This window comes from Nocardia sp. NPDC004604 (assembly GCF_040609795.1).
Classification (GTDB): domain Bacteria; phylum Actinomycetota; class Actinomycetes; order Mycobacteriales; family Mycobacteriaceae; genus Nocardia.
The window spans coordinates 1-26,939 of record NZ_JBEXLC010000123.1; the positions used below are offsets into that span (position 1 = coordinate 1).

At 66.0% G+C, this 26,939-nt stretch carries 22 protein-coding genes; 14 read left to right on the forward strand and 8 right to left on the reverse strand.

Annotated elements, in window-relative coordinates; translation table 11 throughout:
• Window positions 1–99: 99 nt before the first annotated feature.
• Together ABZW16_RS32990 and ABZW16_RS32995 are read left to right on the forward strand one after the other, a co-directional pair.
• The gene (locus ABZW16_RS32990) at window positions 100–2,262 is read left to right on the forward strand and encodes a molybdopterin-dependent oxidoreductase (protein ID WP_354960012.1); all 2,163 of its coding nucleotides are present in this window, start codon (window positions 100–102) and stop codon (window positions 2,260–2,262) included.
• Between the two features lie 216 nt (window positions 2,263–2,478).
• Complete coding sequence (locus tag ABZW16_RS32995) at window positions 2,479–3,102, forward strand: pyridoxamine 5'-phosphate oxidase family protein (protein WP_354960013.1); 624 nt, start codon at window positions 2,479–2,481, stop codon at window positions 3,100–3,102.
• Window positions 3,103–3,116: 14 nt separating this feature from the next.
• Here the strand turns inward: ABZW16_RS32995 and ABZW16_RS33000 are convergent, their stop codons facing one another.
• Window positions 3,117–3,554: a GtrA family protein gene (locus ABZW16_RS33000; RefSeq protein ID WP_354960029.1), complete on the reverse strand. Its 438-nt coding sequence runs from the start codon at window positions 3,552–3,554 to the stop codon at window positions 3,117–3,119.
• A gap of 235 nt (window positions 3,555–3,789) precedes the next feature.
• Here ABZW16_RS33000 and ABZW16_RS33005 point away from each other — a divergent pair, with 235 nt between their 5' ends.
• The 7 genes from ABZW16_RS33005 to ABZW16_RS33035 all read left to right on the forward strand — a co-directional run bounded on the left by ABZW16_RS33005 (window position 3,790) and on the right by ABZW16_RS33035 (window position 14,597).
• Window positions 3,790–5,250, forward strand: coding sequence for an FAD-binding oxidoreductase (locus ABZW16_RS33005; RefSeq protein WP_354960030.1), 1,461 nt, complete (start codon window positions 3,790–3,792; stop codon window positions 5,248–5,250).
• The gene (locus ABZW16_RS33010) at window positions 5,247–6,008 is read left to right on the forward strand and encodes a decaprenylphospho-beta-D-erythro-pentofuranosid-2-ulose 2-reductase (RefSeq protein WP_354960014.1); all 762 of its coding nucleotides are present in this window, start codon (window positions 5,247–5,249) and stop codon (window positions 6,006–6,008) included. Before ABZW16_RS33005 ends, ABZW16_RS33010 begins: the two co-directional genes overlap by 4 nt.
• Before the next feature lie 340 nt (window positions 6,009–6,348).
• A complete protein-coding gene (locus tag ABZW16_RS33015) occupies window positions 6,349–8,454 on the forward strand; it encodes a galactan 5-O-arabinofuranosyltransferase (protein ID WP_354960031.1) in 2,106 nt (701 codons plus the stop codon).
• Between the two features lie 347 nt (window positions 8,455–8,801).
• Window positions 8,802–10,538, forward strand: a complete 1,737-nt coding sequence (locus ABZW16_RS33020) for a glycosyl transferase (protein ID WP_354960015.1) — start codon at window positions 8,802–8,804, stop codon at window positions 10,536–10,538.
• 68 nt (window positions 10,539–10,606) lie between these two features.
• Window positions 10,607–13,909 carry an arabinosyltransferase domain-containing protein gene (locus ABZW16_RS33025; RefSeq protein WP_354960016.1) on the forward strand — a complete coding sequence of 1,101 codons (3,303 nt, stop codon included), beginning with the start codon at window positions 10,607–10,609 and terminating at the stop codon, window positions 13,907–13,909.
• Between the two features lie 86 nt (window positions 13,910–13,995).
• Complete coding sequence (locus ABZW16_RS33030; protein WP_354960017.1) at window positions 13,996–14,211, forward strand: type II toxin-antitoxin system HicA family toxin; 216 nt, start codon at window positions 13,996–13,998, stop codon at window positions 14,209–14,211.
• The gene (locus ABZW16_RS33035; RefSeq protein ID WP_354960018.1) at window positions 14,211–14,597 is read left to right on the forward strand and encodes a hypothetical protein; all 387 of its coding nucleotides are present in this window, start codon (window positions 14,211–14,213) and stop codon (window positions 14,595–14,597) included. The genes ABZW16_RS33030 and ABZW16_RS33035 overlap by 1 nt, the downstream gene beginning before the upstream one ends.
• Before the next feature lie 111 nt (window positions 14,598–14,708).
• On the opposite strand, the gene ABZW16_RS33040 is transcribed toward ABZW16_RS33035, so the two are convergent.
• The 6 genes from ABZW16_RS33040 to ABZW16_RS33065 form a co-directional block, all read right to left on the reverse strand.
• Window positions 14,709–15,698 (reverse strand): pyridoxal-phosphate dependent enzyme, encoded by a 990-nt coding sequence (locus ABZW16_RS33040; RefSeq protein ID WP_354960019.1) that lies wholly within the window; start codon window positions 15,696–15,698, stop codon window positions 14,709–14,711.
• A gap of 197 nt (window positions 15,699–15,895) precedes the next feature.
• The gene (locus ABZW16_RS33045) at window positions 15,896–16,534 is read right to left on the reverse strand and encodes a hemerythrin domain-containing protein (RefSeq protein ID WP_354960020.1); all 639 of its coding nucleotides are present in this window, start codon (window positions 16,532–16,534) and stop codon (window positions 15,896–15,898) included.
• 52 nt (window positions 16,535–16,586) lie between these two features.
• On the reverse strand, window positions 16,587–17,078 hold the full coding sequence (locus tag ABZW16_RS33050; protein WP_354960021.1) for a DoxX family protein: 492 nt from the start codon (window positions 17,076–17,078) through the stop codon (window positions 16,587–16,589).
• 13 nt (window positions 17,079–17,091) lie between these two features.
• Window positions 17,092–17,553, reverse strand: a complete 462-nt coding sequence (locus ABZW16_RS33055) for a carboxymuconolactone decarboxylase family protein (protein WP_354960022.1) — start codon at window positions 17,551–17,553, stop codon at window positions 17,092–17,094.
• 37 nt (window positions 17,554–17,590) lie between these two features.
• Entirely contained in the window at window positions 17,591–18,376 is a 786-nt protein-coding gene (locus ABZW16_RS33060) for an NAD(P)H-binding protein (RefSeq protein WP_354960023.1), read from the reverse strand.
• Window positions 18,373–18,939 (reverse strand): carboxymuconolactone decarboxylase family protein, encoded by a 567-nt coding sequence (locus ABZW16_RS33065; RefSeq protein ID WP_354960024.1) that lies wholly within the window; start codon window positions 18,937–18,939, stop codon window positions 18,373–18,375. The genes ABZW16_RS33060 and ABZW16_RS33065 overlap by 4 nt, the downstream gene beginning before the upstream one ends.
• A 69-nt stretch (window positions 18,940–19,008) precedes the next feature.
• Here ABZW16_RS33065 and ABZW16_RS33070 point away from each other — a divergent pair, with 69 nt between their 5' ends.
• The 4 genes from ABZW16_RS33070 (at window position 19,009) to ABZW16_RS33085 (ending at window position 22,458) form a co-directional block, all read left to right on the forward strand.
• Window positions 19,009–21,519 (forward strand): BTAD domain-containing putative transcriptional regulator, encoded by a 2,511-nt coding sequence (locus tag ABZW16_RS33070; protein WP_354960025.1) that lies wholly within the window; start codon window positions 19,009–19,011, stop codon window positions 21,517–21,519.
• Entirely contained in the window at window positions 21,408–21,908 is a 501-nt protein-coding gene (locus tag ABZW16_RS33075; protein ID WP_354960026.1) for a tetratricopeptide repeat protein, read from the forward strand. The genes ABZW16_RS33070 and ABZW16_RS33075 overlap by 112 nt, the downstream gene beginning before the upstream one ends.
• A 119-nt stretch (window positions 21,909–22,027) precedes the next feature.
• Window positions 22,028–22,114 (forward strand): hypothetical protein, encoded by an 87-nt coding sequence (locus ABZW16_RS33080; RefSeq protein ID WP_354960032.1) that lies wholly within the window; start codon window positions 22,028–22,030, stop codon window positions 22,112–22,114.
• 182 nt (window positions 22,115–22,296) lie between these two features.
• On the forward strand, window positions 22,297–22,458 hold the full coding sequence (locus ABZW16_RS33085) for a hypothetical protein (RefSeq protein WP_354960027.1): 162 nt from the start codon (window positions 22,297–22,299) through the stop codon (window positions 22,456–22,458).
• 257 nt (window positions 22,459–22,715) lie between these two features.
• Here the strand turns inward: ABZW16_RS33085 and ABZW16_RS33090 are convergent, their stop codons facing one another.
• A complete protein-coding gene (locus ABZW16_RS33090; protein WP_354960033.1) occupies window positions 22,716–26,003 on the reverse strand; it encodes an arabinosyltransferase domain-containing protein in 3,288 nt (1,095 codons plus the stop codon).
• A 326-nt stretch (window positions 26,004–26,329) separates the two neighbouring features.
• Between ABZW16_RS33090 and ABZW16_RS33095 the strand changes: the two genes are divergently transcribed.
• On the forward strand, window positions 26,330–26,827 hold the full coding sequence (locus tag ABZW16_RS33095) for a peptidylprolyl isomerase (RefSeq protein WP_354960028.1): 498 nt from the start codon (window positions 26,330–26,332) through the stop codon (window positions 26,825–26,827).
• The last annotated feature ends 112 nt before the right edge of the window (window positions 26,828–26,939 follow it).

A 26,939-nucleotide genomic window follows, 5' to 3' on the forward strand; every position in this document is an offset into this window, starting at 1 on the left:
CACCTGGCTGGTGTTGAACCTGGGCGTGCTCATCGGCTGTGTGCTGCTCAGCTGGCGGCTGCTCGGGTACCGGATCACCACTCGGCTGGTCGTGACCGGGTGACCTCGGTTCGCGGTGATCGGGACGATCCGTTCAGCAGGGGGTTCATCTGCCCCAAGGGGGCCAGCTTCGGACATCTGGATCAGGATCCGGATCGGCTGACCGACCCGATGATTCGGGATCGGGCCACCGATACCTGGCGCACCGCCTCTTGGGACGAGGCATTCGATCTGATCGCCGAGCGGTTCCCGGCGATCGTGGCCGAGCACGGAAATCAATCGGCAGCACTGTATCTCGGCAATCCGAACGCGCATACGGTCGCGGGGGCGCTGTATGTGCCCGTGCTGATCCGGGCGCTCGGCACCAAGAATCTGTACTCGGCGAGCACCGCCGACCAGATGCCCAAGCAGGTGGCGAGCGGATTGATGTTCGGGGATCCACTGACCGTGCCGGTGCCGGATCTGGATCGCACCGACTATCTGCTCATGCTCGGCGCGAATCCGCTGGAGTCGAACGGATCACTGTGTACCGCACCGGACTTCCCGGGCAGGCTGAAGGCGCTGCGCAAGCGTGGCGGCAAGTTCGTCGTGGTCGATCCCCGGGTGACCAGGACCGCGAAGCTCGCCGATGAGCATCTGTTCATCCGGCCCGGTAGCGATGCCTATCTGTTGTTCGGGATCGTGCATACGCTGTTCGCGGAAAACCTGACCGATATCGGGGTCGAGGTGGCGGGACTGGACGAGGTACGCAACGCCGCCGCGGATTTCACTCCCGAGGTGGTCGCTCAGCGAACCGGCGTACCCGCGGAAACGGTACTGCGGCTCGCCCGTGAGCTGTCGGCCGCGCCGACCGCGGCGGTCTACGCGCGCATCGGGACCTGCACAGCCGAATTCGGCACGGTCACGCAGTGGCTGGTCGAGGTGATCAATGTGCTCACCGGCAATTTGGACAGACCCGGCGGCGCCATGTTCGCGAATGCCGCGGCCGGTGGCATCAATCGCACCAAACCGTTCCGCACCGGGCGCTGGGCCAGCCGGGTGCGCGAGCTGCCCGAGGCGATGGGCGAACTTCCGGTGGCGACGTTGGCTGATGAGATCATCACGCCCGGGGCCGGACAGGTGCGCGCGCTCGTCACCGTCGCCGGGAATCCGGTGCTGTCCGCGCCGAGCGGGCCGCGGTTGGATGCGGCGTTCGCGGAGCTGGAATTCATGGTGAGCGTGGACCGGTACCTGAACGAGACCACCCGCCATGCCGATGTGATCCTGCCACCGCCGCGGCCGGTGCAATCGCCGCACTACGATTTCGCGCTGCTGCAGTTCGCGGTCCGCAATTACGCGCGGTACTCACCGCCCTTGGTACCACTGGGTGAGCGACCCTCGGAGGCCGCGGTGCTGGTGCGCCTCGGGGCAGCGCTGACCGGCCAGCCGCATTCGGGCGCCGACGGATCGGATCCGTTGACCGCCGTGGACGAGTTGGTCATCGCGGGCACACTGCACAAGGCGGGTATGGCGGAGCGGCGGCCCGAACTCATCGGGGCGAACAGCACCGAGCAGCGTATCGATATGCTGCTGCGGCTCGGGCCGTATGGCGAATGGAATGCCGGCGCGAGCGACGGGCCCGGAGGCGGTAGCTTGCGTAACCACGAAGGGCCCCGGGAGCGCCGTGAGCAATTCAGCACGCTGAATCTGCGGGTGCTGCTGGACAATCCGCACGGCGTCGATCTCGGTCCGCTGCAACCGCGACTGCCGGGAGTGCTGCGGACGGCATCCAAGAAGGTGGAGTTGGCGCCGCAGCCATTGCTGGACGATGTCGCGCGGATGCGCGCCCGGCTCGCCGACGCCGCGCCGGAAGTGGTGTTGATCGGACGGCGGCAACTGCGATCCAACAACAGCTGGATGCACAATATCCCCACGCTGGTCAGCGGATCGAATACCTGCACGCTGCATATCAATCCGGCGGATGTGGCGCGGTTGGGGCTCGGCACTACCGCCGTGGTGAAGTCCGCCGCGGGGGCGCTGACCGTGCCGCTGGAGCCGACCGAGGCCATCATGCCGGGGGTGGTGAGCCTGCCGCACGGGTGGGGTCATACCGATAGTGCGCAGCCGGTGGCCAGGGCGCACGCCGGGGTGAATGCCAATGTGCTGACCGATGATTCGGTGGTTGACGTGCCGTCCGGGAATGCGGTCTTCAATGGCGTTCCGGTGACCTTGACACCCGCCTGAATTCATCCCGAATCCGACCGGCCGCGCATAAGATCCCGGCCGGTCGGATTGTGGCTAACTCATGGAAACCCTTGCGCTAACCAAACATTCAGTGCATTCTCAACGTGGATTTTGCTGCTTTGCCGGACTAAAATGGACGAAATTTCGGTTTAGTCGCGAGGTTCAGCGCGGAACCTACTGAGCCGTGCCGGATTCCAGCTACCAGAGGGGGCGCAGATGCCCGGTACAAGTTGTGGCAGTGACGGCGAGCACGAACTACAGGACAGGTACGGCACGCAGGACCGGGCCGAACGCTTCTACCAGGACCAAGTGCTCGATCGGCTGAATCCGACGATGATCGAATTCATCGCCAGGATGGATATGGCCTTCATCGCCACCGCGGATGAACACGGCGAATGCGATGCCAGTTTCCGTGCCGGTCTGCCCGGTTTCCTGCACGTGATCGACGAACGCACGATTGCCTACCCCGAATACCGGGGCAACGGCGTCATGGCCAGCCTCGGCAACATCCTGGAGAACCCGCACGTAGGCATCCTGCTAATCGATTTCGTCCAGGACCTGATCGGACTGCACATCAACGGCTCGGCCCGCATCGTCGACGATCCCGCACTGCGCCACACCGTGCCCGAACTCCCGAAGAGCGTCAAAGGACGTGCCGCCGAGCGCTGGGTGGTCGTCGATGTCGAAGAGGCGTACATCCACTGCCGCAAGCACATCCCGCACCTGGTGCCCGCGGCACGGGAGCAGCGGGATTGGGGTACCGACAATGTGCGCGCGAAGGGCGGGGACTACTTCGGCGCGAAGGCGCAGGCCAACGGCGAGGTCCTGGTTCCGCGCTGATCCGGCGGGTTCCCTCAGCGAAGCTTGAAGATGACCACGCGCTGGACGATGAAGTTGATGACCGTTGCGGTGCCCTGAGCGATCACGAAGGCCAGCGGCTGGCGCCACCAATCGCCGGGGAGGGTGGCGTAGAGCACCTGGTTGATGCCGACCTGGACGGCGAAGGTGACGGCGTAGAGGATCACCACCGCGATGAACCGGGCGCGACTCGGCGGGGCCTGGAAGGTCCAGCGGCGATTGATCAGGTAGGCGGTGGTGGTGCCCGCAATGAAACTGATCGACTTGGCGACGCTGACCGGCAGGCCGATCAGATTCAGCAGGAAGCTGTAGATCCCGTAGTCGACGATGGCCGACAGGCCGCCGGTGAGGGTAAAGCGGACGATCTGCGTCTTCAGGTCGACTTCGGTGCTGTTTTCGATTCGGCGCTCCCGGGGCCCTACCTGCTTGCGCAGGCTGCCTCCTTCGGGCCCGTCGCTCGCGCCGGCAGACTCGTCGACCGGCGGCAGTTCGGCCGGGAGCGGCAGGTGGGGTTCGGCTTGCACGCCGACGAGCGTAACGGCGTGACGAGGAACACGCGGACCGAGCACCGCTTGGGCATTTGTCCGGCGCGATGGAACCCATGTCGGACCTCACATACTGGGGAGTACGGCGACGCCGACCGGATATCGGCTCATGCATGTAGCCTCTATGCCGATGTCCACGAAAGCTCCGACCGCCACCACAACCGGTAACACCGGCAATGTCACCGACGGCACCTTCACGCTGCCGACGCGGACCAAGGCATTGACCGGGTGGGGTCGCACCGCACCAACATCTTCCGAAGTGCTCTCGACCAGCGATCCCGAACTGATCGCCAAGGCCGTCGCCATGGTCGCCGAGGACAATGACTCCAAGCCGGCCCACCTGCGCCGCGGCATCATCGCGCGCGGGTTGGGACGCTCCTATGGCGATCACGCGCAGAACGCGGGCGGCCTGGTCGTCGATATGACGGCGCTGAACAATATCCACCGGATCGACCGGGACACCCGGATCGTCGACGTGGACGGCGGCGTCAGCCTGGACCAGCTCATGAAGGCGGCCCTGCCGTTCGGGCTATGGGTTCCGGTGCTGCCCGGCACCCGGCAGGTGACGATCGGCGGCGCCATCGCCTCCGATATCCACGGCAAGAACCATCACAGCGAGGGCAGCTTCGGCAACCACGTGCGCTCGATCGATCTGCTCACCGCCGACGGGCAGGTGCAGCACATCACGCCCAAGCGCAATGCCAAGCTGTTCTGGGCGACCGTCGGCGGCAACGGTCTCACCGGCATCATCCTGCGCGCCACCATCGAGATGGCGCCCACCGAGACGGCGTACTTCCTCAACGACGGCGTGAAGACCACCACGCTCGATGAGACCATCGCCGCGCACAGCGACGGCAGCGAGGCGAACTACACCTACTCGAGCGCGTGGTTCGACGTGATGAACCCACAGCCGAAGCTGGGTCGAGCCTGCATCACGCGTGGCCGGCTGGCCAAGGTGGACGAGCTGCCGAAGAAGAAGCAGAAGAATCCGCTGAAGTTCGATGCGCCGCAATTGATGACGGTGCCGAATATCTTCCCGAGCTTCACCGCGAACCGGCTCACCCTGGGTGCGGTCGGCGAGGCGTACTACGCCATGGGCGGCACCTACACCGGCAAGATCCAGAACCTGACGCAGTTCTATCACCCGCTCGACATGATCGCGGAGTGGAACCGCGCGTACGGTCCGGCCGGTTTCCTGCAGTACCAGTTCGTGGTGCCGACCGAAGCGGTCGAGGAATTCAAGCGGATCATCATCGATATCCAGGCGTCCGGGCACATCTCGGCGCTGAATGTTTTCAAGCTGTTCGGTCCAGGTAACCCGGCTCCGCTGAGCTTCCCGATGCCGGGCTGGAACATCTGCTGCGACTTCCCGATCCGGCCCGGCCTCAACGAGCTCGTCAGCGATCTCGACCGCCGCGTCATGGAATTCGGCGGCCGGCTGTACACCGCGAAAGACTCCCGCACCACCGCGGAGACCTTCCACCAGATGTACCCCCGGATCGACGAGTGGATCAAGATCCGCCGAAGCGTCGATCCCACAGGCGTATTCATGTCCGATATGGCGAGAAGGCTGGAGCTCCAGTGATTAATGCCGTAGGCAACCCGCAGACCATTCTGCTGCTGGGCGGAACCTCGGAGATCGGCTTGGCGATCTGCGCCGAGTACCTGCGCAAGAGTCCGGCGCGCATCATTCTGGCCGCACTGCCGGGCGATCCGCTGCGCGAGGACGCCGTCGCCCAGATGAAGGCGGCGGGCGCGACCGAAGTCGATGCCATCGACTTCGATGCGCTCGATACCGACAGTCACCCGAAGGTGATCGACGCAGCCTGGGACGGCGGCGATGTGGATGTCGCCATTGTTGCCTTCGCGCTGGACGGCGATCCGGAAGAGCTGTGGCAGAACCAGCGCAAGGCCGTACAGGTCGCCGGGGTCAACTACACCGCGGCGGTTTCGGTCGGCGTGCTGGTCGGCGAGAAGATGAAGAAGCAGGGCTTCGGGCGGATCATCGCCATGTCCTCGGTCGCGGGTGAGCGGGTACGCCGCTCGAACTTCGTCTACGGCTCGACCAAGGCCGGACTGGACGGGTTCTACCTCGGCCTCGGCGAGGCACTGCGCCCACACGGCCCGCGGGTGCTGGTGATCCGGCCGGGCATGGTGCGGACCAGGTTCTCCGCGCACGTCAAAGAGGCTCCGCTCACCGTCAACAAGGAAGACATCGCGGCACTGGCGGTTTCGGCGTCGCAGCGGGGCAAGGAGCTGGTCTGGGCACCGGGCACCTTCCGCCTGGTGATGATGATCCTGCGCCATATCCCGCGCCCGATCTTCCGCAAGCTGCCCATCTGATCTCCCCGAGCCGCACCTCGTTCACCGCGCACGCCTTGCGCGGCACAGGTGCGGCTCGTCTGTATCCACAACACGCGGTTCCGTGGCAGCCCAGCGCTGACGCCGACATAAAGTCCGGCATCAGCGCACGCCGCGGCGCCATTTCGGTGGATACCATCGTCGCGGTTCGCCGGGACCGGTCGATGCGGGATTCGGCACCCTGCCCGTGCGAGCGGCCGGGCGGCGTGGCAAGTTCGGAGCCGACCTCGAGCCGTCGCATTGTCGAAGGAGCACTCCGTTGAGCACAGTCACGGCAGAACGCGCCGAGCACTCCGCACCGGAGCGCGGCCGTGGGGCGCTGCTGGTCCGGCATATCGGCTCCGGGGTGGGTGAGGCGGTGCTGGCCGCGGTGGTCGCGACGGTGGTGGCCGCCATTGGGCTAGTGGCGTTTTCGATGGTGCAGTGGCCAGCGTTCAATTCGTCCAATGTGACCCGTGCGCTGACCACGGTCGGACAGGTCGGGGCCGCGGTGCTGCTGGGGGCGGCGATCTGGCTGGTGCGGGCGCGGCGGTGGCCCTGGGTGGCGAAAGCGCTGTCGTGGGTGGGGATTTCGACGTTCGTCACGGTAACGCTCGGAATGCCGTTGGCGGCGACCAAGCTGTATCTGTTCGGTGTCTCGGTGGATCAGGAATTCCGCACCGAATATCTGACGCGGCTGACCGATAGCGCGGCGCTGCACGATATGACCTACGCCGACCTGCCCCCGTTCTATCCCGCGGGCTGGTTCTGGATCGGCGGTCGGGTGGCGAATGTGCTCGGGATGGATGGCTGGGAGGCGTTCAAGCCGTATGCGATCGGGTCGCTCGCGGTCGTCGCGGTAATCGCATACGTCTTGTGGTCCAAGCTGATTCGCGCCGACTGGGCGATCGGGGTCAGCGCGGCGACGACCGCGGTGACGGTGGCCTACGCGTCGCCGGAGGCCTACAGCGCGGTCATCGTGCTGCTGCTGCCACCCGCGTTGGTACTCGCGTGGGGTGCGCTGTACCGCCCGCTCGCGGTGTCGAGCGCGGTGACCAGCGCCGTTGCGGGCACGGCATCGGATGTCGAAGCGGCGACCGGTGGCGCTGTCACGTCAGGTCACGCTGCGGCACCGAGTACCGATGGCATCGCGAGCAGCGCCGCAGCATGGGATGGCGCAGCCGCGTCGGTCGACAGCGCGGATGACGGTGGTGTGGATCGCGGCGCAAAGCCCGCAGGTACCGAAACGGCCGGAGGCTGGGGTGCGGTGCTCGGCGCCGGTCTGTTCCTCGGGATGGCGGCCTCGTTCTACACGCTGTACTTCGTGGTGGCGGCCTTCGCGGTCGGGCTGATGGGTCTGGTTTCGGCGGGGCTCGCGGTGAACCGGTCTCGGCGCGGCGCTGGATCGCGCGCGGTGTGGCGGGCGGCGGTGCCGCCGCTGGTCCGGCTGGTGGCGATCGGCGCGATCGCGGGTGTGGTCGCGCTGGTCGTGTGGCTGCCCTTCGTACTGAAGATGCTCAGCGGGACGATGCCGAGTTCGGGGACGGCGTTCCACTATCTGCCGGAAGGCGGGGCGGAGTTGCCATTGCCGATGGCGGAGTTCTCGCTGCCCGGCGCTTTCTTCCTGCTCGGGACCGCTTGGCTGGTGCTGCGGGCCGGATCGTCACGGCGGGCGCAGGCGCTCGGCATCGGTGTGGTGGCGATCTACCTGTGGTGCCTGCTGTCGATGACGGCGACCGTGGCGGGCACGACATTGCTCTCGTTCCGGCTGACGCCGGTGCTCGAGGTGCTGCTCGCGGCGGCCGGTGCCTTCGGTTTCGTCGAGTGCGCACGGGAGGCCTACCGGGCATTGAACGAGCCGGGGCGGTTCAAGATCGCGGTGGTCGTGGTCGCCGTCGTCGGCGCGCTCGCGTTCACTCAGGACATCCCGCGGGTGCTGAAGCCGGAGATCACCACCGCCTACACCGATACCGACGGCCATGGCGAGCGCGCCGATAAGCGGGCTCCCGGCGCGGCGGCGCACTACCGCGATATCGATGCGGCACTGCTCGCACAGACCGGCAGACCACGCTCGGATTCGGTCGTACTCACCGCCGATACGAGCTTCCTTTCCTTCTACCCGTACTACGGTTTCCAGGCACTCACCTCGCACTACGCGAACCCGCTCGCCGATTTCGCCGGCCGCGCCGCGACCATCGAGGCCTGGAGCAAGCTGGATTCCCCCACCGCGCTGGTCGACGCGCTGAACAAGAGCCCATGGCGCGCGCCGGACGCGTTCCTCTTCCGCAGCAGCGGTGACGACTACACCCTGCGCCTGGCCAAGGACGTCTACCCCAACGACCCCAATGTGAAGCGCTACACGGTGAGCTTCCCCAAGAAACTCTTCGCTGACCCGCACTTCACCACCACCGTTATCGGCCCGTTCACCCTGGTCGTGGTCAATCGCTGACCGACGCGCGCCCGATGTGCCGCATATCATGAGCCCGGCGACGACTGATTTAGCAAGGACATGGGTAACTCACCGGGTACCAGCTAACTCAGCCAGCACCACACCGCCAGCCGCCGACAATACGTCGCGGGCACCTGAGTCTGGCTTAAAGGCGCGGGGAGGCGGGGGAGCTGAACGGCTGATTTAACCGATAACGGGAGAAGTTTGTTTTGCGGATCGAGGCACCACCGGCAATAGGCGTCGTCACCAGGGGATCGACACCGGCTGGCGGGCCTGGACCTGATCAGCGAACGGCCGAGCCGACACGGAGACGGACCCGGGTCGGCCGGAGTGATCTGGTCGTCTCGGTGGGCTATCTGGCGCTGGCCGTCACGGTGCTCTCGGGGCAGTGGCGCAATACCCACAGCGGGTATCTGATCAAGAGTGGTCAGGACCAGACCATGTGGGAGTGGTTCTTTGCGGTCACCGCCCATTCGGTGGCGCATCTGGAGAATCCGCTCGGCACGAATCTGCAGAACTTCCCGGCCGGGGTGAACATGATGGCCAATACCGCCATGTTCGGGGTCGGGGTGCCGTTGACGCCGGTCACGCTGCTGTTCGGGCCGACGGTCACCTTCGTACTCGTTCTCACGGTCGGGCTCGCCAGCACCGCCATCGCCTGGTACTGGCTGTTCTCGCGGGAGTTGGTGCGGTCCCGGTTCGCCGCCGCGATCGGCGGATTGTTCTGCGGATTCGCGCCCGCGATGATCTCGCACGCCAATGCGCACCCGAACTTCGTAATGCTGGTGCTTCTGCCGGTCATCGCCCTGATGCTGATCCGGATCGCACGCCGAGCGACGGCGGACCCGGCCGACGACTCCGGCGCGAGCATCGCAAAGACCAGACCGCGCAGGCGAGTTCGCGATGCGGTCGCGCTCGGTCTGCTGGTCGCGACGCAGATCGCACTCGGCGAGGAACCGCTGCTGATCTTCGCGCTCGCCTTCGGGCTGTTCGCCGTCGTGTACTACCTGCACACACCGCGCACCGGCTGGCGGGTGCTGCGCGCGGTCGCGCCGACCGTCGCATTGGCGGCGGTGATCACCCTGATGCTCACCGAGATTCCGCTGTGGTGGCAGTTCTTCGGGCCGCAGAGTTATCGCTCGATCGATCACGGGCCGATGGGCAACGATCTGAAGGCGATCGTGCAGTTCCCCTCCGAATCGCTGGGTGGGCTGTTCGCGCCGGGACAGTATGTGGCCATCAACGACACCGAGCAGAACGCCTACTTCGGCTGGCCGCTATTGCTATTGCTGGTCGTGACGGTCGCGCTATTCTGGCGCGACCGGGTGGTCCGGGCCGCGGCCGTGGTGATCGTGGTCTTCGGTGTGCTGTCACTGGGTGCTGTTGCCATGTTGGGCAAGCAATCGACCGGAGTCGAATTGCCATGGCAGTGGGCCGAAAAGGTCCCGCTGCTCAATACCGTGCTGGAGACCCGGCTCACCATGGCGGCGATTCCGGCCATCGCGGCGGTGCTGGCGCTGGCGACACAGCGGGCGGTCACCTGGTGGCGGCGGTCACCGGTCGATTGGCGGCCGCTGGCCTGGTTCCCGGCGCTGGTCCTGGCGTTGGTTCCGCTCGCCCCGACAATCCTTCCGGTGATCGAGCGCGCGCCCACGCCGGAGTTCTTCGCCGACGGGACCGTGCGGCAGTACGTGAGCGGCGGTTCGGTCGTGCTGGTGCCGCCACCGCGCCCCGCCGGGGCGCAGGCGCTGCGCTGGCAGGCCGACGCGAATTTTGACTTCCCGCTGGCCGGAGGCTATTTCGTCGGCCCGACCGGCGCGAATAAGAAGGGCATCTACGGACCGGACTTCCGCCCGACCACCGCCCTACTGGTCCGCGCCCAGGACACCGGCGACGTCCCGCCCATCGACGCCGAGACCCGGGCGCAGGCATTGGACGATCTGCACTTCTGGGAGGCCGATGTGGTTGTGCTGCCCGCGACCAAGAATTCCGAGGTGCTGCGCACCACCATGACCCAACTGCTCGACCTCGCGCCGCGACAGGTCGATGACGTGTGGCTCTGGGACGTCCGGCCGCTGCGCTAGCCAGAGTGCGGAGCATGGATCATCTCGGTGGCGGGGGTCACCAGCGGGGGTGGTTAGCATGGTCCCTCGTGCGACCGGACCGAACTTCTGCGGCGTTCACCCGCAACCGCTTGATCGCCCTCGTCTCCGGACTTCTCGGATTCGTGCTGGCGCTGCTGACACCGTTGCTGCCGGTGAAACAGGACCAGGCCGCGCTCGACTGGCCGCAGGCGGGCAGCACCAGCGTCGAGGCCGCACTGGTGTCGTATGTGCCGCTGCGGCTGAATGCGACGCTGCCGTGTTCGGTGGTCACCGCCGGGCCGGGCACGGTTGTGTCGACCATTCCGGTCGCGTCGGGTCAGGCGAGCGCCAAGGGGCTGGTCGTCTCGATCGCCGATGGCACGCTCTCGGTGCTGCAGCGCGATATTCCGCTGCTGTCGGCGCCCGTCGCGGAGATCGCCGGATGCGAGTCCGTCACCATCGACTCGACGGCGGCGGCGACCACGGTGGAATTCGTCGGTGTGAAACGCCAGGACGGTACGCCGTTCCGCAATGCCGTCACCCGTGATATCCGCCCGCAGGTGGTCGGCGTCTTCACCGATCTGGACGCCGGGAAGCTCGATGGCGCGAAACTGCACGCCGATATCGACGCACGCTTCTCCTCGACACCGTCGGCACTGAAACTCGGTGCCATGATCGCCGCGGCGGTCTGCACGATCATCGCGCTGATCGCACTGCATCTGCTCGACAATGCCGATGGACGGCGGGCCCGCCGCTTCCTGCCCGCGCACTGGTGGCGGTTCACCCTGGCCGATGCCGCGGTGCTCGGCATCCTGGTGCTGTGGCATTTCATCGGCGCCAACACCTCTGACGACGGCTACATCTTGAATATGGCCCGGGTCTCCGAACATTCCGGGTACATGGCCAATTACTACCGGTGGTTCGCGGTGCCCGAGGCCCCGTTCGGCTGGTCCTACGAGGTACTGGCCTGGATGACCAAGATCTCCGATGCCAGCCCGTGGATGCGGCTGCCGACGCTGGCCGCCGGAATCGTGTGCTGGATGGTGATCAGCCGAGAGGTGCTGCCGCGCTTGGGCGCCCGGGTGCGCAGGAATAAGGTCGCGCTGTGGACGGCCGGGCTGGTCTTCCTCGCCTTCTGGCTGCCCTATGACAACGGACTGCGCCCCGAACCGCTGATCGCCGCGGGCGCGCTGCTGACCTGGTGCTCGATCGAGCGGGCCATTGCCACCGGGCGGCTGCTGCCCGCCGCGGTCGGTGTGCTGATCGCGGCATTCTCGTTGGCGGCCGGTCCGACCGGGCTGATCTGTGTCGCGGCGCTGATCGCGGGGTCGCGGCCGATGCTGCAGATCATTATCCGGCGGGCCCGCGATGCCGCGGGAACCCTGGCCGATACCGAACCTCGGACTGCCACCGCTCCGGCCGATCACAGCACCTCGCGCCTGGCCTCCGTCTTCCGCTACGCGGCCTTGCTCGCGCCGGGACTCGCGGCCGGAACTCTCGTGCTGGTTGTGGTTTTCGCCGATCAGACGCTGGCGACGGTCATGGAAGCGACCCGGGTGCGCACCCTGGTCGGGCCGAATGTGGCCTGGTTCGACGAACGGACCCGCTGGGATTCGCTATTGATGCTCTCGCCGGACGGATCGCTGGCCCGGCGCTTCGGTGTGCTGATCATGCTGCTGTGCCTGCTGGTCTGTGTGCTGCAGGTGCTGCGGAAGGGGCGGATTCCCGGCACGTCGCGTGGGCCGTCGGTGCGGATTCTCGGCATTGTCTTCGCCTCGCTGCTGCTGATGATGTTCACCCCGACCAAGTGGACCCACCACTTCGGCGTATACGCCGGACTGGCCGGGTCACTGGCCGCGCTCGCGGCGGTCGCGGTCGGCACCAATGGGATTCGCTCACCGCGCAACCGCGCACTGTTCGCGGCGGCGGTGCTGTTCCTGCTGGCGATCACCTTCACCGGCTCCAATGGCTGGTGGTACGTCTCCAGTTACGGCGTGCCGTGGTGGGATAAGGCGCCGCTGATCGCGGGCAAGGGCCTTTCCACACTGTTCCTCGGGCTCAGCGCGGTTGCGCTGGTGGCCGCGGTGTGGCTGCACTATCGCGAGCCCTACCGCGAGAAGTCCGATGCGCCGGGCCGTTTCGAGCGTTATGCCTCAGCGCCATTGACCATCGCGGCTGCGCTGCTCGTACTGTTCGAGGTTGCCTCGCTGGCCAAGGCGGCGGTCACGCAGTACCCGGCGTACTCGATCGCGAAGTCGAATCTCCAATCGCTGAACGGAAATACCTGCGCGCTCGCCAATGAGGTGCTGGTGGAGACCGATACCGCCGACTCACTGCTGCTCCCCTACACCGGCTCCCCCGCCGATGGACTGTCGACGGAATCAAAGGGATTCACCCCGAGCGGCGTGGCCACCGACCTCACCGCCGATGCCGAGGAGACGGTGACCGGCGGTGCGAATTCGGTCAATAAGGATTCGAAGAACAAGACCACCAACACCACCGGCGCCGGTACCGGCGGCGGCACCAGTCAGCAGGCCGGAATCAACGGCAGCACCGTGGCCTTGCCCTTCGGACTGGATCCGACGCGGACCCCGATCATGGGTAGCTACCAGGAGAACGAGCAACAGCAGGCCAAGCTGACCTCACAGTGGTACCGGCTCGATCTGACCGACAGCATGCGCAACGATCCGGCCTACCGGGTGCTCGCCATTACCGCGGCGGGCCGCATCCGCTCGGTCGACGCCGACGGCGTTGTCACCTACGGACAGGAACTGCACCTGGAGTACGGCGTGCGCGGAGCCGACGGTGCGGTGCAGACGCTCGGTTCGGTCGATCCGCTCGATATCGGGCCCGCCCCGTCCTGGCGCAATCTCCGTGTGCCACTGGACAAGTTGCCGACCGAGGTCAATGCGGTGCGGCTGGTCGCGGTCGACAACGACATCACCAAGAAGCAGTGGCTGGCCGTCACCCCGCCCCGGCTGCCCAAGCTGGCCACCCTGAATTCCGTTGTCGGCCGGACCGATCCGGTCCTGCTCGACTGGCATGTCGGCCTCGCCTTCCCCTGCCAGCGCCCGTTCGACCACCACGACGGCGTCGCCGAGGTCCCGAACTGGCGCATCCTGCCCGACCGCGTCGGCTCCGACGCCGCCAATGCCTGGCAGGACGATATCGGCGGCGGACCGCTCGGCTGGACCGGACTGCTGCTGAAGTCCCAGACCATCCCCACCTACCTCGACCACGACTGGAAGCGCGACTGGGGCTCCCTGGAAAAGTTCACCCCCTACGCCCCCACCGCCCAGCCCGCGACCATTGCGACAACCGTCGCAACGGTCAACGGCTGGAAGAAATCGGACCCGATCCGAGCCCGATAGCCCACTGCGCGGTGGGCATTCCAGGCCCGTTCAGATCAAGCGTCTAGTTGCTAGACTTGTCTTCGTCTATCAACTAGACAATACTGATGATTGCGGAACACGCTACTCGTGTAATCATCAAGGAGTTGGCCGATGCCGGATGGAGCCGCAAGCGCGATGCCAAGGGTAGCCACAGCCTTTGGCAATGCTGCGATGGTCGACACACGATCACGGTTCCAGATGGACATCGCACGATACGTCCCGGCGTGGTCCGCGTGATTCGCAAGGCGATCATGTCGTGCGACTGTCAAGGAGGTGCCTGATGGCCTACACAGTTCGTGTATCCCGCGAGGGCCGGTGGTGGGCACTGGCCATTCCCGAACTCGGCGAGGACGCGCTGACCCAAGCACGGCGGCTGTCCGAAGTGGAGCGCGAAGCCAGGGACTACATCGCCGTGACCATGGACGTCGCACCGTCGAATGTCGAGGTCCGCGTGGTCCTCGATGATGTCGGACTGACCACCGAGGCGCTGGCACGGTCCGAGGAGCTGCGCGCACTGCGCGCCAAGGCCGATGACATTCAAGAGCAGATCACGGCGAAGTCGGCGGCGCTGGCCAAGGAACTGGCCGCGAAGCGGCTGCCCGTGCGCGACATCGCGGCACTGATAGGCATTTCGCACCAGCGCGTAAGTCAACTTCTTTCGGCCTGAACACAATCGCGCGTGGTTCAGGCGTCCGTTGTGGGATATCGAACCGATGCGGATGCGTATTTCGGCACGGCGTTGCGCTCGGACCGCGGGCCGAGGCCCGCGACGGATCGCTCAGTCGACCAGGTCGCTGGGATCGGTATTGGCTCCACACAGCACGACACCGATTCGTTCACCGTCGCGTGGCTGGTATGCCCGGGTAGCCAGCGCCGCCAAGCCGGTCGCCGAGCCGTGTTCGACGACGAGTCGATGCCGCTCCCACAGCTGCCGCCGCGCCCGTACGATCGCTTCGTCGTCGACGACTACCGAGCGCACGTCTGTGGCCTTGGCCCAGGCCAGCGCGGCAGCAGAAACCCTTGGCGCGCCGAGAGAATCGGCGGCGATGGAATCCACGTCCACGTCGAGCACCGTGCCGGCAGCCAATGCGGCATTGAGCGCCCGGCTGCCATCGGGTTCCGCGCCGACCACTCGAATGCCGAAATGGTCGGCGACCGCGGCGATTCCGGAGAACATGCCGCCCGCGCCAACTGCGAGGACGATTGTGTCCAACCCGGCTACCGCGTCAACGAATTCGAGCAGGATGGTGCCCGCGCCGGCCGACGTCAGGTTGTCGTCGTAGGTGTAGGCGTCGATCGCACCGGTGCTCGCCATGAACTCGTGAGCGGATTCCCTTGCGTGGTCCTGCGTTTCGCCTGCCAATCGAACCTCGGCGCCCAACCCACGCAGCCGCGCTACCTTGGCCCGAGGCGTCGAACCGGCCAGAAATACCGTCGCCCGCACGTCGAACGCCCTTGCCGCCCAAGCGAATCCGATATCGGCATTGGCGCCGGTAGCGGACACGATACCGGCATCCGGCATGGTCCGAGTTTCGATCAGTCCCGCCATCAGGTTGGCCGCGCCGCGAGCCTTGAAAGATCCAGTGTGCTGCAGGAATTCGAGTCCCAGGAAAATTTCGGCGCCGCCCGTCTCGGTCGACGGCCGGAGGGAGCCAGCCACCTGCTGGTCATCCGATTGCCTGCCCATCGGCGCGATGGTCAAGGGCCGGACTACCCCGGCAATACGTGCGGCGGCCGCCTCGACCTCGCCATAGGTAGGAGTGCGCATCCGACGGTTCTCCTCATCGATCTCAGGTTTCCGTCGACGCCGCCGGGTCCGGCAAGACCCAGCGTGATCGCACATGCCCTCATCTCAATACCGTCCGGTACTTTAATCGCAGCTCGGCGAGTCGGCACTGCGAGCCTCGAACCGCCGACGCACCGCCCTCGGCCTGAATACCCGGGTCCGAGGGCGGCTTGCGGCCTTCACTGGGTCGCCGTGCCCGCACTCCACCGATCGAGCGCGGCATACGCGGGCTGCCACTGATCGCGATACGCAGCACGCACCGGCTCCGGCAGTGGGGCGAGCAGCACATGGACCGCATGCTCGTCGGCGCCGTCCAGCAGCCACGGAATGTGTTGCGGCGCATCAGAACCGATGCGACTGCCGTGTAGCTGACCGAACGCCTGCCACTGCTCCGGCGTCACGACCGCCTGAATCAGCGGCAATGCCTCGCCCTCCTCGTGCTTCAGGTGCCCGGTCAACCCGGTGACCAGGGCATCGAGCAGACCGCCCAGTTGTTCCGGACCGCTGTCTCGATCGGCGAAAGTCGCGTCGATCTGATCGAGCAACGGCTCAATGACGCCGTGCTCGGCCTCCATGGCATCCAGCAGTGCCAACTCGTCGGGTCGCTCGGCGAGCGTCTGCCGCATCACCGGCCACAGTGCGTCATCCTCGGCGGTGTGATGCACCAGCAGGCCTTTGGTGAACATTTGCCAACCGGCAGCGGTGGCGAGAATCTTGCGCGGATCATCATCGATCCGATCGGCGATTTTGGCGATGTATTCGAGTTCGCGCCGCAGCGCGTTGTGCATGGCGTACATCGTCGTCATGTCGAGGGTCACGGGTTTCTCCTGATGGAACGGTATGGATCGGTTGCGCCACCTAGGCCGACGCTCACGGACGCGCCGCTTCCGGCGGCGGTGCGGAGACCAGGGCGTGCAAAATGCCCCGCCCGATCCGCAAGGTCGCCCCGATCGGGTTGGGACTCGGATCGCGGCGCGCCGTCGGCCGCAGCGCCCATGAAGCGGCCGCGAATCCGGCGAGAACCGTTGCGGGCATGGCGAATTTGCGTGGATTGCCGTTCGCCAGATGTGAGGCCGCGCCGCCGAGATAGACAGCGAGGGAACCGGCGTAGGCCCACTCCTTGAGCCGCGGCATTCCCGGGGCCAGCAGCACTGCGGCCATGGGCAGTTTGCAGACGCCTTGAATCGTCAAGAAATACCTGGGGTAGCCCAACTGATCGAAGGTTTCGACCGCGAACGGCTCCCGGGTCAGGTCCCACATGCCGCCTTTGAACATCTCGGCGGCGACCGGCAGGGTCGTCACCCAGTACGCGGCGGTCCGGATCCGAGAAAGTGCGTCTGATCGTGAGTTCTGTGAAGTCATCGTCATACTCCGTTCAGGCCCAGCTGGCGCCCGCGGGCTCCTTGATGGTGGTGTTGAGGCGATTGAAGAAGTTGGTCAGCGCAATCATGAGAATGACTGCGGAGAGCTGGTTTTCGTCGTAGTGATCGGCGATCTCGTCCCACACGGCGTCCGGCACGGCATCCTCGGACTTGTCAGCGATCCGGGTGGCGACCTCTGCCAGCAGCAGCGCCGCGCGCTCGGCCGCACTGAACTCGGCGGATTCTCGCCACGCGGCGACGGCGAACAGCTTCTCGTCGCCGACCCCCGCCTTACGACCGCCCGCCAGGTGTGCGTGCACACAGGCGCTGCACCCGTTGATCTGGCTGACCCGCAGTGCAACCAATTCCAGTAGTTCGGCGGAAACTCCGCCCTGATAAGTGGCCTTGTAGAGGGTGTTGATTCCCTTCATCGCGTCAGGCAGGACCATGGCGGGGTTCTTCATGCGAGCGTTCATGTCAGGTGTTCCTCTCGGGGGAGTTGATAATTCGAAATCAGTGGTGGATGCGGGCCTGCTGGTCGAGCCAGTCGGCGAAGCTCGGACCGGACAGGACGGCATCCGGCCCGGGGAGCAGAGCGCCGCTCTCGTACAGGTCGCGGTCGGGGTTGGCCGGATCGCTGACCTCCTCGATCGGCCTGTCGTCCCCGCGTCGCGCGTTCACCAGCCGGGCCATCTCGGCCAGGTATTCGGCGCGCGGTCCGGCAATCTCCGGGAACGGGCCCGCTCGGTGCGCCGACCACGGGCCGGTCGCGAATTCGGCCAGCTGTTCGGCGACCGCGCGTGCGGAGACCAGTTGGGTACGCATCTTCGGGATGTAGATCACCGAACCTTGTGCGCCCCACTGCATCATCTGTTCGACGAGCTCGTGGAACTGCGCGGCCCGCAGAATTCGAGTCGGCACCGGGCCCGCCAGCAGTGCCTGCTCGTGCACCAGCTTCGCGGCGTTGTATCCAGCGGTGGAGCCGTCGATGCCGATGATGGACACGGCCACGATCCGCCGCACTCCGGCCGACTGCGCGGCCGCGTGCAGGTTGCGGGCCGAAGCGGTGAAGAAGTCGGTGGCTGCCTGCTGTTCGAAGGACGGCGTGCTCGACGCGTCGATCACTGCGGTCACGCCGTGCAATGCTTCGGCGAGTCCGGCACCGGTGACCACATCCACTCCGGTCGACCGCGACATCGCCACGACCTTGTGTCCTGCCTCGGTGAGCACGTCTACGATGCGGCGGCCGAGCCGTCCGGTGGCGCCCGCTACCGCGATCGCGCTGTCTTGCATAGTCATTCCGCTTCCTTTTTGTCGTGGGCGTGGTCCGTATGCCGGACCAACGGCCAGTCGATGTCCACTCGTCCGGCCAAGACGAGGTAGTTGTCGAAGATCGCCAACGCCACGTGAGCGATGACGTCGACGAGTTCGGTAGGCGCCAGTTCCGCCTGGGCTGTGGCGAGTTCGTCGTCGGTGATTGCGCCGCGGCGGCGGATCAGTGCCGCCGCAAAGGCCAGGATCGACGCGTATTTCGGATCGTCGGCCGCGCCGAATCGGGCGTCGCTGAGCTCGTCCTCGGTCATCCCCGCGAGGCGGCTGCCGAGGAAGCTGTGCGCCGAAAGGCAGTAGTCACACCCGTGCTCCTGGGCGACCAGCAGTCCGACAGCCGAACGTGCGAACGCCGGCATCTCGCTGCCGCCCAGCGCTTCGGTGAGGGCGACATACCCCCGCAGGGCGGCCGGGCTTTGCGCCATCACCTTGACGTTGTTCGGTGTCACACCGAACAACTGCTGGCTGACAGTGAAGAGGTGTCCGGCAGCGTCACCCGCGTTCTCCGGGTCTATAGGGGGCATTTGCGGCATGGGAATAGCGTGTTGCGGCCTGTTGATACTTTTGCGATGCCTTCACGATGGGTGTTGTATGGAGCCGAGATGGGTGTGCGTTTTACGGTCCTCGGACCAATGAAAATCGTGGTCGACGGCCGCGAATCGGCCGCGGCGCCGAGACATCGGGCAGTGTTCGCCTATCTCCTGGTCAATGTCGGAAGAGTGTGCAGCGCAGACCGGATCATCGAGGCCATGTGGGGCACGGATCCCCCGGACACGGCGCGCTCGCAGATCCACGCCGCGGTGACGGCGATCCGCAAGGTGTTGCGCGAAGCGGATGCGGCGCAGGTGCTGCAGACCAGATCTGCCGGATACGTTGCGCTGCCGGAGCCGGGGCAGTTCGATCTCGAGGAATTCACCAGTCGGGTCGGTGCCGGCCGATCGCTGGCCGCTTCCGACCCCGCGGCCGCGGTGGCGGAACTGCGTGCGGCGTTGGCGCTGTGGCACGGCGAGGCGCTCGCCGATCTGAACGCCGACTACGTCGCGCCCGCGCGGCGCCGCCTGCAGGAGAAGCAGTTGGCGGCGTTCGAGCAGTTGACCGCGGTGGAACTCGGGCTGGGCAGGCACGAGGCGGTGCTCGACGAGTTGGCAGCGATGGTCTCCGCAAACCCGCTGCGGGAGAAGCTGGCCGGTCAACTGATACTCGCACTGCATCGAGCGGGCCGACAGGTCGATGCGCTCGCCGCCGCACGATCGTTCCGGACGGCACTCGCGCAGGCACAGGGTCTGGATCCGGGACGCGCATTCGTCGAGCTGGAGCAGGCAGTATTGCGTGACGACGGCGAACCCGCCACCCGCGTAACTGCACCGGCCGCACGCACCGAACCCGTGCCACGTTGTGCAAACTTCTTGCCCTACGACATACCGGATTTCGCGGGCCGAAATGCCGAACTCGAACATCTCCTCGCACCACTCACCAGCACCGCGTCGACCGTCTCCACGATCGACGGCATGGCGGGCATCGGCAAGACCGCGCTTGCCGTACACACCGCGCACCGAGTAGCCGACCGATTCCCCGACGGCCAGCTGTTCATCGATCTCCAAGCGCACACGATCGACCGGCGACCGGTCGCGACGGATGCGGCGCTGGAAATCCTGTTGCGCCAGATCGGCATTCCCGCCGAACGCATTCCGCAGACCACCGCCGATCGCGGCGCGCTGTGGCGGTCGGAACTGGCCGGGCGGCGAGTGGTCGCGGTGCTGGACAACGCTGTGGATGCCGATCAAGTCCGACCGCTGCTGCCCGGCGGGACGGACAGTCTCATCCTGATAACCAGCAGGCGGCGGCTGGTCAACCTGGATGGTGCTCGGGCATTGTCGGTCGATCCACTGCCTGCACGCGATGCTGTCGACCTCTTCGACCGGATCGTCGGCGAACGCGCCACCGCCGAACCGCTCGCGGTGCTGGACGTGCTGCACCTGTGCGGGTTCCTACCACTGGCGGTGCGGATCGCCGCCGCTCGACTACTGCACCGCCCGCAGTGGACCGTCGGCTATCTGGCGGGGCGGCTGCGTGGGGAGCGGCGCAGGCTGGCCGAATTATCCACGGCCGAACGGGGTGTCGTTGCCGCGTTCAACCTCTCCTATCGGCAGCTTCGCGCGGACGGGCAACGGATGTTCCGGCTGCTCGGGCTGCACCCCGGGCGGGACATCGATCCCGGCGCCGCGGCCGCGCTGGCCGATATCTCGGTGGACGACGCCGAAATGCTGTTGGAAGACCTCCTCGACGTTCATGTGATAGCTCAATACGAGCCCGGCCGCTATACCTTTCACGACCTGCTGCGCCAGCATGCCCGCGCCATGGTGTCGGTAGACGAATCCGACGATGCCCGAACCGCCTCGCTGTCACGACTTTTCGACCACTACGTGCACACCGCGCGGGCAGCGGTGGATCTGCTGTTCCCCTACAGCGCCGATCACCGCCAACCGCTGCCGCCCTCCGCGGCTCGGGTGACGACGCTGGACGACGCCGAGGACGCGGCCGAGTGGCTCGATGCGGAACGCGAAAACCTCATCACCACTGCGGCCTACGCGTCCGACCACGGTACGCCCGCGCACGCCAGAGACACGGCTGAAACCCTACGTCCCTATCTCGACGGCAACTCCCGCCACTCCGACGCCGCACGCTTGCACCAGGTGGCACTGCTGGCGAGCAGACAGCTGGCCGACTCGATCGGCGAGGCCAGAGCGTTGACCGACCTGGGCTGGGCCTGCTGGCGACAAGGCGATTACGAGTGGGCGACCATGCATTCGCAAGCGGCACTGCGGATTGCCCGCGCGTCCGGGGATCGCTATCAAGAGGCCAGAGCGCTGAATACGCTCGGCAATGTAGCGTGGCGTAAACGGGACTACGACGAGGCCAGGCGATACCTGCGCGAGGCGCTCGAGCTCGCCAACCGTCTGGGTAACAAGTCGGCGAGGCGCACGTGCTCGGCAACCTCGGCATGCTCCTCGGCGCCGACAACAACCAGTACCGCGACGCCCGTGAACATCTCGACCGCGCGCTGGCACTGCACCGCGAGGTGGGCAATCAGCGCGGCGAGGCGTTGGTGCTGAACTATCTGGGATCGCTGTGCCGCCGCAACGACCTGCTGGACGAGGCCAGAGACAACCACTCCCGGGCCCGCGACCTGTATCGGATGCTGGGCAGTCGTGGCGATGAAGCGTCCGCGCTCAACGGCCTCGGCGAGACAGCCTGCACCGCAGGCGATCCTGGCTCAGCCGTCGAAAAGCACAGCACCGCACTGACGTTGGCCGACGAGGCATTGAACCTACCCGAGCGAGCGCGCGCCAACGACGGGCTGGCTCGCGCGTACCGAGATCTCGGCGACGTCGGTCGAGCGCGCGAATACGCCGGTATCGCGATGAGCCTGTACGCGGATCTCGGCGTCCCGGAGGCCGACGATATGCGCGCTTTCCTGGATATGCTCGCAGACTCCGATTAGCCTCGATCTCCCCGGCGGTCAGAGTCGTCAGGTGTCAGCCTGATACTCGATGCCCCTCGCGGACGGTCCGGCTGCGCTACGCCGGGATCAACCGCATCATCTCCGGCGTCAGCCCCAAAATGCGCACCCAGACCCTACGTACCCTGGAACGCGACGGCCTACTCGAACGCCGGATCACCGCAGAGATACCGGTCCGCGTCGACTAAGAACTCACACCGCTCGGCCACGGCCTGCAGCCTGTGATGCGCGCCATAAAGATGTGGCCGAGGAGCGCATGGACGAAGTTTTCGCGGCACGAGCACGTTACGACGGTGAACCAGCGTGACCATGTCGTAAATGTTGGTTGCGAATACCTTCCCATCAGTGAAGCTGGCCGTAACCTTTATTCATGACCGCGGCCTTCGATGATATGGATCTGCGCGACCTCGTCGGACTGCTCACCGATGATGAACAACGGGAGCTACGACCGGCGGTGCTGCGCGTGTTATCCCGCCAAACCCCGCAAGAGCTACTCCGTCGTGAACTCGGCCTGCGCATGGCAAAAGTCTGAGCCTGCCGTTCAGCAACCAACCGACCACCTGGCCGTCGCAATGGCGCGAATCGCCTATGCGGCGGTCCTTTTGCTGTCACGAGCACGTAAACGCAGGCCAGACGCGTGTTCGGCACCACACCCGGGCAATAGCGTGAGTGCGCTCACGAATGGAGATCGACGAACAGTAACAAACATTCCGTGCGGTCGCATTTGGATATAGATCAGGCCCGCCGAATCGCGATAGTGCCGATTCGACGGGCCTGTTCTGGCAGGAGTTAGAACACCCGCAGCTGTCCGGGCGACCAGAATCCGGAACGGTCGGCCTTGCCGGTATCCAACTTGGCCGGAACCGCATTCGGGTAGTACTGGTCGTACCGCTCCAGCGAACCCCAGTCCCGCGCCCAGTCGTTCTTCATATAGGTCGGAATGGTGCTCGACTTAGCCAGCATCTGGGAGAAGCCCAACAGCCCACCGAACTCCTCGGCCTGCCAGGTATTGGTCGAACTGATGGCGAGCGGCCGGTCCGGCAGGATCCGATAGCCCGGCACCTCGGCCACCCCGTTCTTGTGGTCCAGCGGCCGCTGGCACGGGAACTGCAGTCCGACCGCCCAGTCCAGCAGCACCGGCTGCTCGGAGCCGATAAAGCTATTGAGCGAGGCCAACTTCGGCATCCGCGGCGGGGTGAACGCCAGCCACTGATCACCGATCAGAATCGGGTCGTTGGCGACGATGCGCACCGCATCGGCATCGGGCGCGATCTCATCGAGCGGGATGCGCAGATTGCGCCACGACGGGAACGGGCCGATATCGCGCGGCAGGTAGGTGCCCAGCATCTGCACGCTGCCGTCGGGCAGGTGCTTGCCGTAGTCGACGGTCAGCGACTGGCCGTATTTGGTGTCACCGGTGTCGTCGACGGACAGGATGCGGCCCGCGGCCGAAATGACCACCAGCGGACGATCATCCGAGCGCGGCGCCAGCTGGTACCAGCTCGACACCAGATGCGCGGGCTGCTGCACGCCCAGCTGGTAGCTGCCCATCACCGGCGTGGTGGCCGGATCGAGGCCGAAGGGCAGGGTGGCCCGGCTGCCATTCACACCGGTCGCGCCATAGCCGCCGTCGGTGCCCGCGTTCTGTCCGTCCGCACCCACCGGACCCACCGACTGGGTGGAGGTATTGCCGGTACCCGGCTTCACCTCGATGGTGTCGGCGCTGAGCTTTTCGGGCACACCGTTCGGGTCGAAGCCGACCGGATCGGCCCCGGCCAGCGGATCACCGTTCTTCGGCGGATTCGCCGGATCGGTGATCGGGGTCAGCGTGCCATTGCCCTTGTCCACATCCGGTTCCACCAGGATGTCATTGGCCAGACCGCACGAATTCCCGCTCAGCGCATCGAAATTCGAGCGTGCCAGCGAATACGCCGGATACTGCGACACCGCGCCCTTCACCAGCGAGAACACCTCGAGCAGCACCATCAGCGCGGCGACCACGGTCAGCGGAATGGCGGCGAATTTGCGAATCCGCTTACCACGCACCGACTTCGCCGATGGCTGCGGTTTGGTGTAGTCCTCGCGCAGCGCGGCCCAGGCGACCAGCGCCAGCGCCAGCCCGAACAGGATGAGCATCGCCGTATTCGACTGGTGGCCGTGCAGCGAGATCCGCTTGTCGAACCACGGCACGCCGAAGCTGGACACGTACCAGTAGCCATTGATGCCCGAGAACGCGATGGCCAGCACGAACAGCAATCCGGCGAGGAAGATCGCCCGATTCTTCCTGGCCCGCAACGCACTCGCGGAAACCGCCACCGCGGTGACCGCGGCCAGTGATCCGGCGATGCCCGCATATGCGCCGAAGTGGTGGGTCCACTTGGTCGGGTTGAACATCATGAAGAAGATGGTGCCGAAGACCACGCCCATCAGCCGCCAGCTCGGACCGCTGGCGATACCGGGCACCTGCCTGCGCCGCAGCAGCACCAGCATGGTGGTGAACAGGCACAGCAGCATGATCAGGAAGGCGAACCGGCGCGAGAGCGAACCGTCGACGGTCTCCACGAACAGGTAGTAGTAGCGCAGGTAGTCCTCGTACCAGGCCAGGTTCGGCCCGGTCACCTGCCGTACCCGGTTGGCCTCCTGGATTCCGGCGAAGGTCTGGTCGGTGTAGACCACGATCAGCACCAGCAGACCGGCCGCCGCAATCGGTGCGAGCAGCGGCAGTGACGAACCCCACTTGCCGACACCCTGCGCGGCGAACTGCCGGTGCCGCCGCACCACGATCCGCACCAGCGGCCGAATACCGGCGAGCAGCGCCGCCACACACATCAGACCGGTCGGTGCCGCCGCCAAGGTGAATGCGGCGACCAGGATCGCGACCGCGGCGGGCAACAGCCGACCGGTCGCAATGGCCCGCTCGATCGAAACCCAGGTCAGCAGCGCGCCGAGCGCGACGATCGGCTCCGAGCGCAGGCCGTTGTCGAACGGCAGCCAGAACGCCAGGAAGACCAGGCCACCGGTCCACAGCGCCACCTTGCTGTGGCGCACCCCGCGCCCGAGCCGGGGCACCACCTCGCGGCTGATCACCAGCCAGCACAGGATCGCGCAGAACAGCGCGGGCAGCCGGACCCACGCGCTAGCGGTGGAGATCTCCGAGAAGGCCTGGATGACGTAGTAGTACCAGCCGAACGGCGCCTCAGGGACGCCATACCAGCGGAAGTAGTTGGCCATATAGCCCGCGTGCGGCGCCACCCGGACCATGCTCAGGATGTAGCCGTCATCGGAGGTGTTGGCGCCGACGAAATGCCACACCAGCAGCGTGCCGATGATCGCGCCGTCGGCCCAGGTCGGCTTCAGCCAGTGGGCGGGCAGGAACCGGCGGTGCCCGCGCCCGTCACTGCCGTCCAGTTTGGCCAGCGCGCCGAGTGCGATCAGGGTGCACAGCACCGCCGCGATCATCGCGATCAACTTGACCGGGGTCGGGCTGGAGGAGAACCGGGTATCCACCGTCATGTGCATCGACAGCCCGGTGGGCGCCGCGCCCTTCATATCGGTGAAGACGCCGACCACCTGTGGCCGCAGATCACCGTTCAGCTGCCCCGCTACCGGCACCGCGACCTTCTGCGTGGCCCCGGGCGCCGCACCCTCGACCGGCCGCTCGATCGTCGTGGTGAGGCCCTCGAACGACGCCTTGGTCCGATTGCTGTCGGAACTGATGGTGATCGAGCTGCACCCGCCCAACTGGGCGCGCTCGGCCGAGGCCACCACGGCATTGCGGTCGATCACATCCACGGATGTGTCGGAGACCCGCACGAACATCGCCTCGAGCGATGCCCGGTCGCCCTGTGGCGGCGCGGTGGCCAGCAGCATCCCGCCGTAGCTCGGCAGCTGATCGACCGCCGAGCACGGAATGCTGGCCTCGAGGTCGACCGGCACCTGCGACATCAGCGGCGCCTGCACGCTATTGATGGTGCCGCCCTGCGGCCAATTCAGCGTCGCGGTGGTCTGGCTGACCGGCAAGAACGGAGCTGCCAGCGCGAACAGCGCGCCGAGCACACCGGCGATCAGCGCGACCATACGCGCGGTACGGAAGTCACTCGGTGCGACTTCCGGCGCGGCGGGAGGTTTTGTCAAGACAGCGGTAGCGGCGTCGGGCACGGTTGGCAATGGTATCCGCCCGCGTGTCGCAACGGGCGCTGGCTGCGCACAAGTTGCGTGCAGCTCCCAGCAACTTCTGAGACGACTCCCAGTCGCGCGGCCCGAATCCCCTGTAAAACGCGGGGAATCACGACTCGGAAACGGATTCGTCGGACGATGCGCGGCACGGCGTGGCTAATGGGACGGGACCGAAAAGGTGACCCGAAATGCTGACCGGTAACGGACACGATGGAAAGGTAGGGGGTATGACAAAGGCGAATCTCGAAACCAACTTCGGAACGATCGTGCTCGAGCTCGACGATGCGAAGGCACCTGGCACCGTCGCGAACTTCGTGGATTACGTGAAAGCGGGCCACTACAACGGCACCATCTTCCACCGCGTCATCCCCGGTTTCATGATCCAGGGCGGCGGCTTCACCCCCGATATGAAGCAGAAGGGCACCCAGGCACCGATTCAGAACGAGGCCAACAACGGCCTGAAGAACAACCGGTACACCGTCGCGATGGCCCGCACCAACGACCCGCATTCGGCCACCGCGCAGTTCTTCATCAACGTGTCCGATAACGACTTCCTGAACCACTCCGCGCCGACCCCGCAGGGCTGGGGCTACACGGTCTTCGGCAAGGTCACCGAGGGCTCCGAGGTGGTCGACAAGATCGCCGCGGTCGCCACCGGCTCGGCGGGCATGCACCAGGACGTGCCGCGCGATGCCGTCATCATCGAGTCGGCTGCCATCGCCTGACTTCCGCTGCCACGGACCGGAATCGGGCCCGCAACCCGCGCGATTAAACTTGGGTTTAAATGATGAAAATGTAGAAAAATTAGCTGAAAAAACTGGGGATAAACGATTAAAC

What these genes read in the sequence shown, in the direction of transcription:
- ABZW16_RS33060 (WP_354960023.1), bottom strand. Translation starts at nt 18,376, where the DNA reads ATGACTATGCAAGACAGCGCGATCGCGGTAGCGGGCGCCACCGGACGG.
- ABZW16_RS33050 (WP_354960021.1), bottom strand. Translation starts at nt 17,078, where the DNA reads ATGACTTCACAGAACTCACGATCAGACGCACTTTCTCGGATCCGGACC.
- ABZW16_RS33030 (WP_354960017.1), top strand. Translation starts at nt 13,996, where the DNA reads ATGATTGCGGAACACGCTACTCGTGTAATCATCAAGGAGTTGGCCGAT.
- ABZW16_RS33055 (WP_354960022.1), bottom strand. Translation starts at nt 17,553, where the DNA reads ATGAACGCTCGCATGAAGAACCCCGCCATGGTCCTGCCTGACGCGATG.
- ABZW16_RS33095 (WP_354960028.1), top strand. Translation starts at nt 26,330, where the DNA reads ATGACAAAGGCGAATCTCGAAACCAACTTCGGAACGATCGTGCTCGAG.
- ABZW16_RS33080 (WP_354960032.1), top strand. Translation starts at nt 22,028, where the DNA reads ATGCGCACCCAGACCCTACGTACCCTGGAACGCGACGGCCTACTCGAA.
- ABZW16_RS33005 (WP_354960030.1), top strand. Translation starts at nt 3,790, where the DNA reads ATGCCGATGTCCACGAAAGCTCCGACCGCCACCACAACCGGTAACACC.
- ABZW16_RS33035 (WP_354960018.1), top strand. Translation starts at nt 14,211, where the DNA reads ATGGCCTACACAGTTCGTGTATCCCGCGAGGGCCGGTGGTGGGCACTG.
- ABZW16_RS33090 (WP_354960033.1), bottom strand. Translation starts at nt 26,003, where the DNA reads ATGGTCGCGCTGATCGCCGGTGTGCTCGGCGCGCTGTTCGCGCTGGCA.
- ABZW16_RS33070 (WP_354960025.1), top strand. Translation starts at nt 19,009, where the DNA reads ATGGGTGTGCGTTTTACGGTCCTCGGACCAATGAAAATCGTGGTCGAC.
- ABZW16_RS33065 (WP_354960024.1), bottom strand. Translation starts at nt 18,939, where the DNA reads ATGCCGCAAATGCCCCCTATAGACCCGGAGAACGCGGGTGACGCTGCC.
- ABZW16_RS33075 (WP_354960026.1), top strand. Translation starts at nt 21,408, where the DNA reads ATGCTCCTCGGCGCCGACAACAACCAGTACCGCGACGCCCGTGAACAT.
- ABZW16_RS33085 (WP_354960027.1), top strand. Translation starts at nt 22,297, where the DNA reads ATGACCGCGGCCTTCGATGATATGGATCTGCGCGACCTCGTCGGACTG.
- ABZW16_RS32995 (WP_354960013.1), top strand. Translation starts at nt 2,479, where the DNA reads ATGCCCGGTACAAGTTGTGGCAGTGACGGCGAGCACGAACTACAGGAC.
- ABZW16_RS33040 (WP_354960019.1), bottom strand. Translation starts at nt 15,698, where the DNA reads ATGCGCACTCCTACCTATGGCGAGGTCGAGGCGGCCGCCGCACGTATT.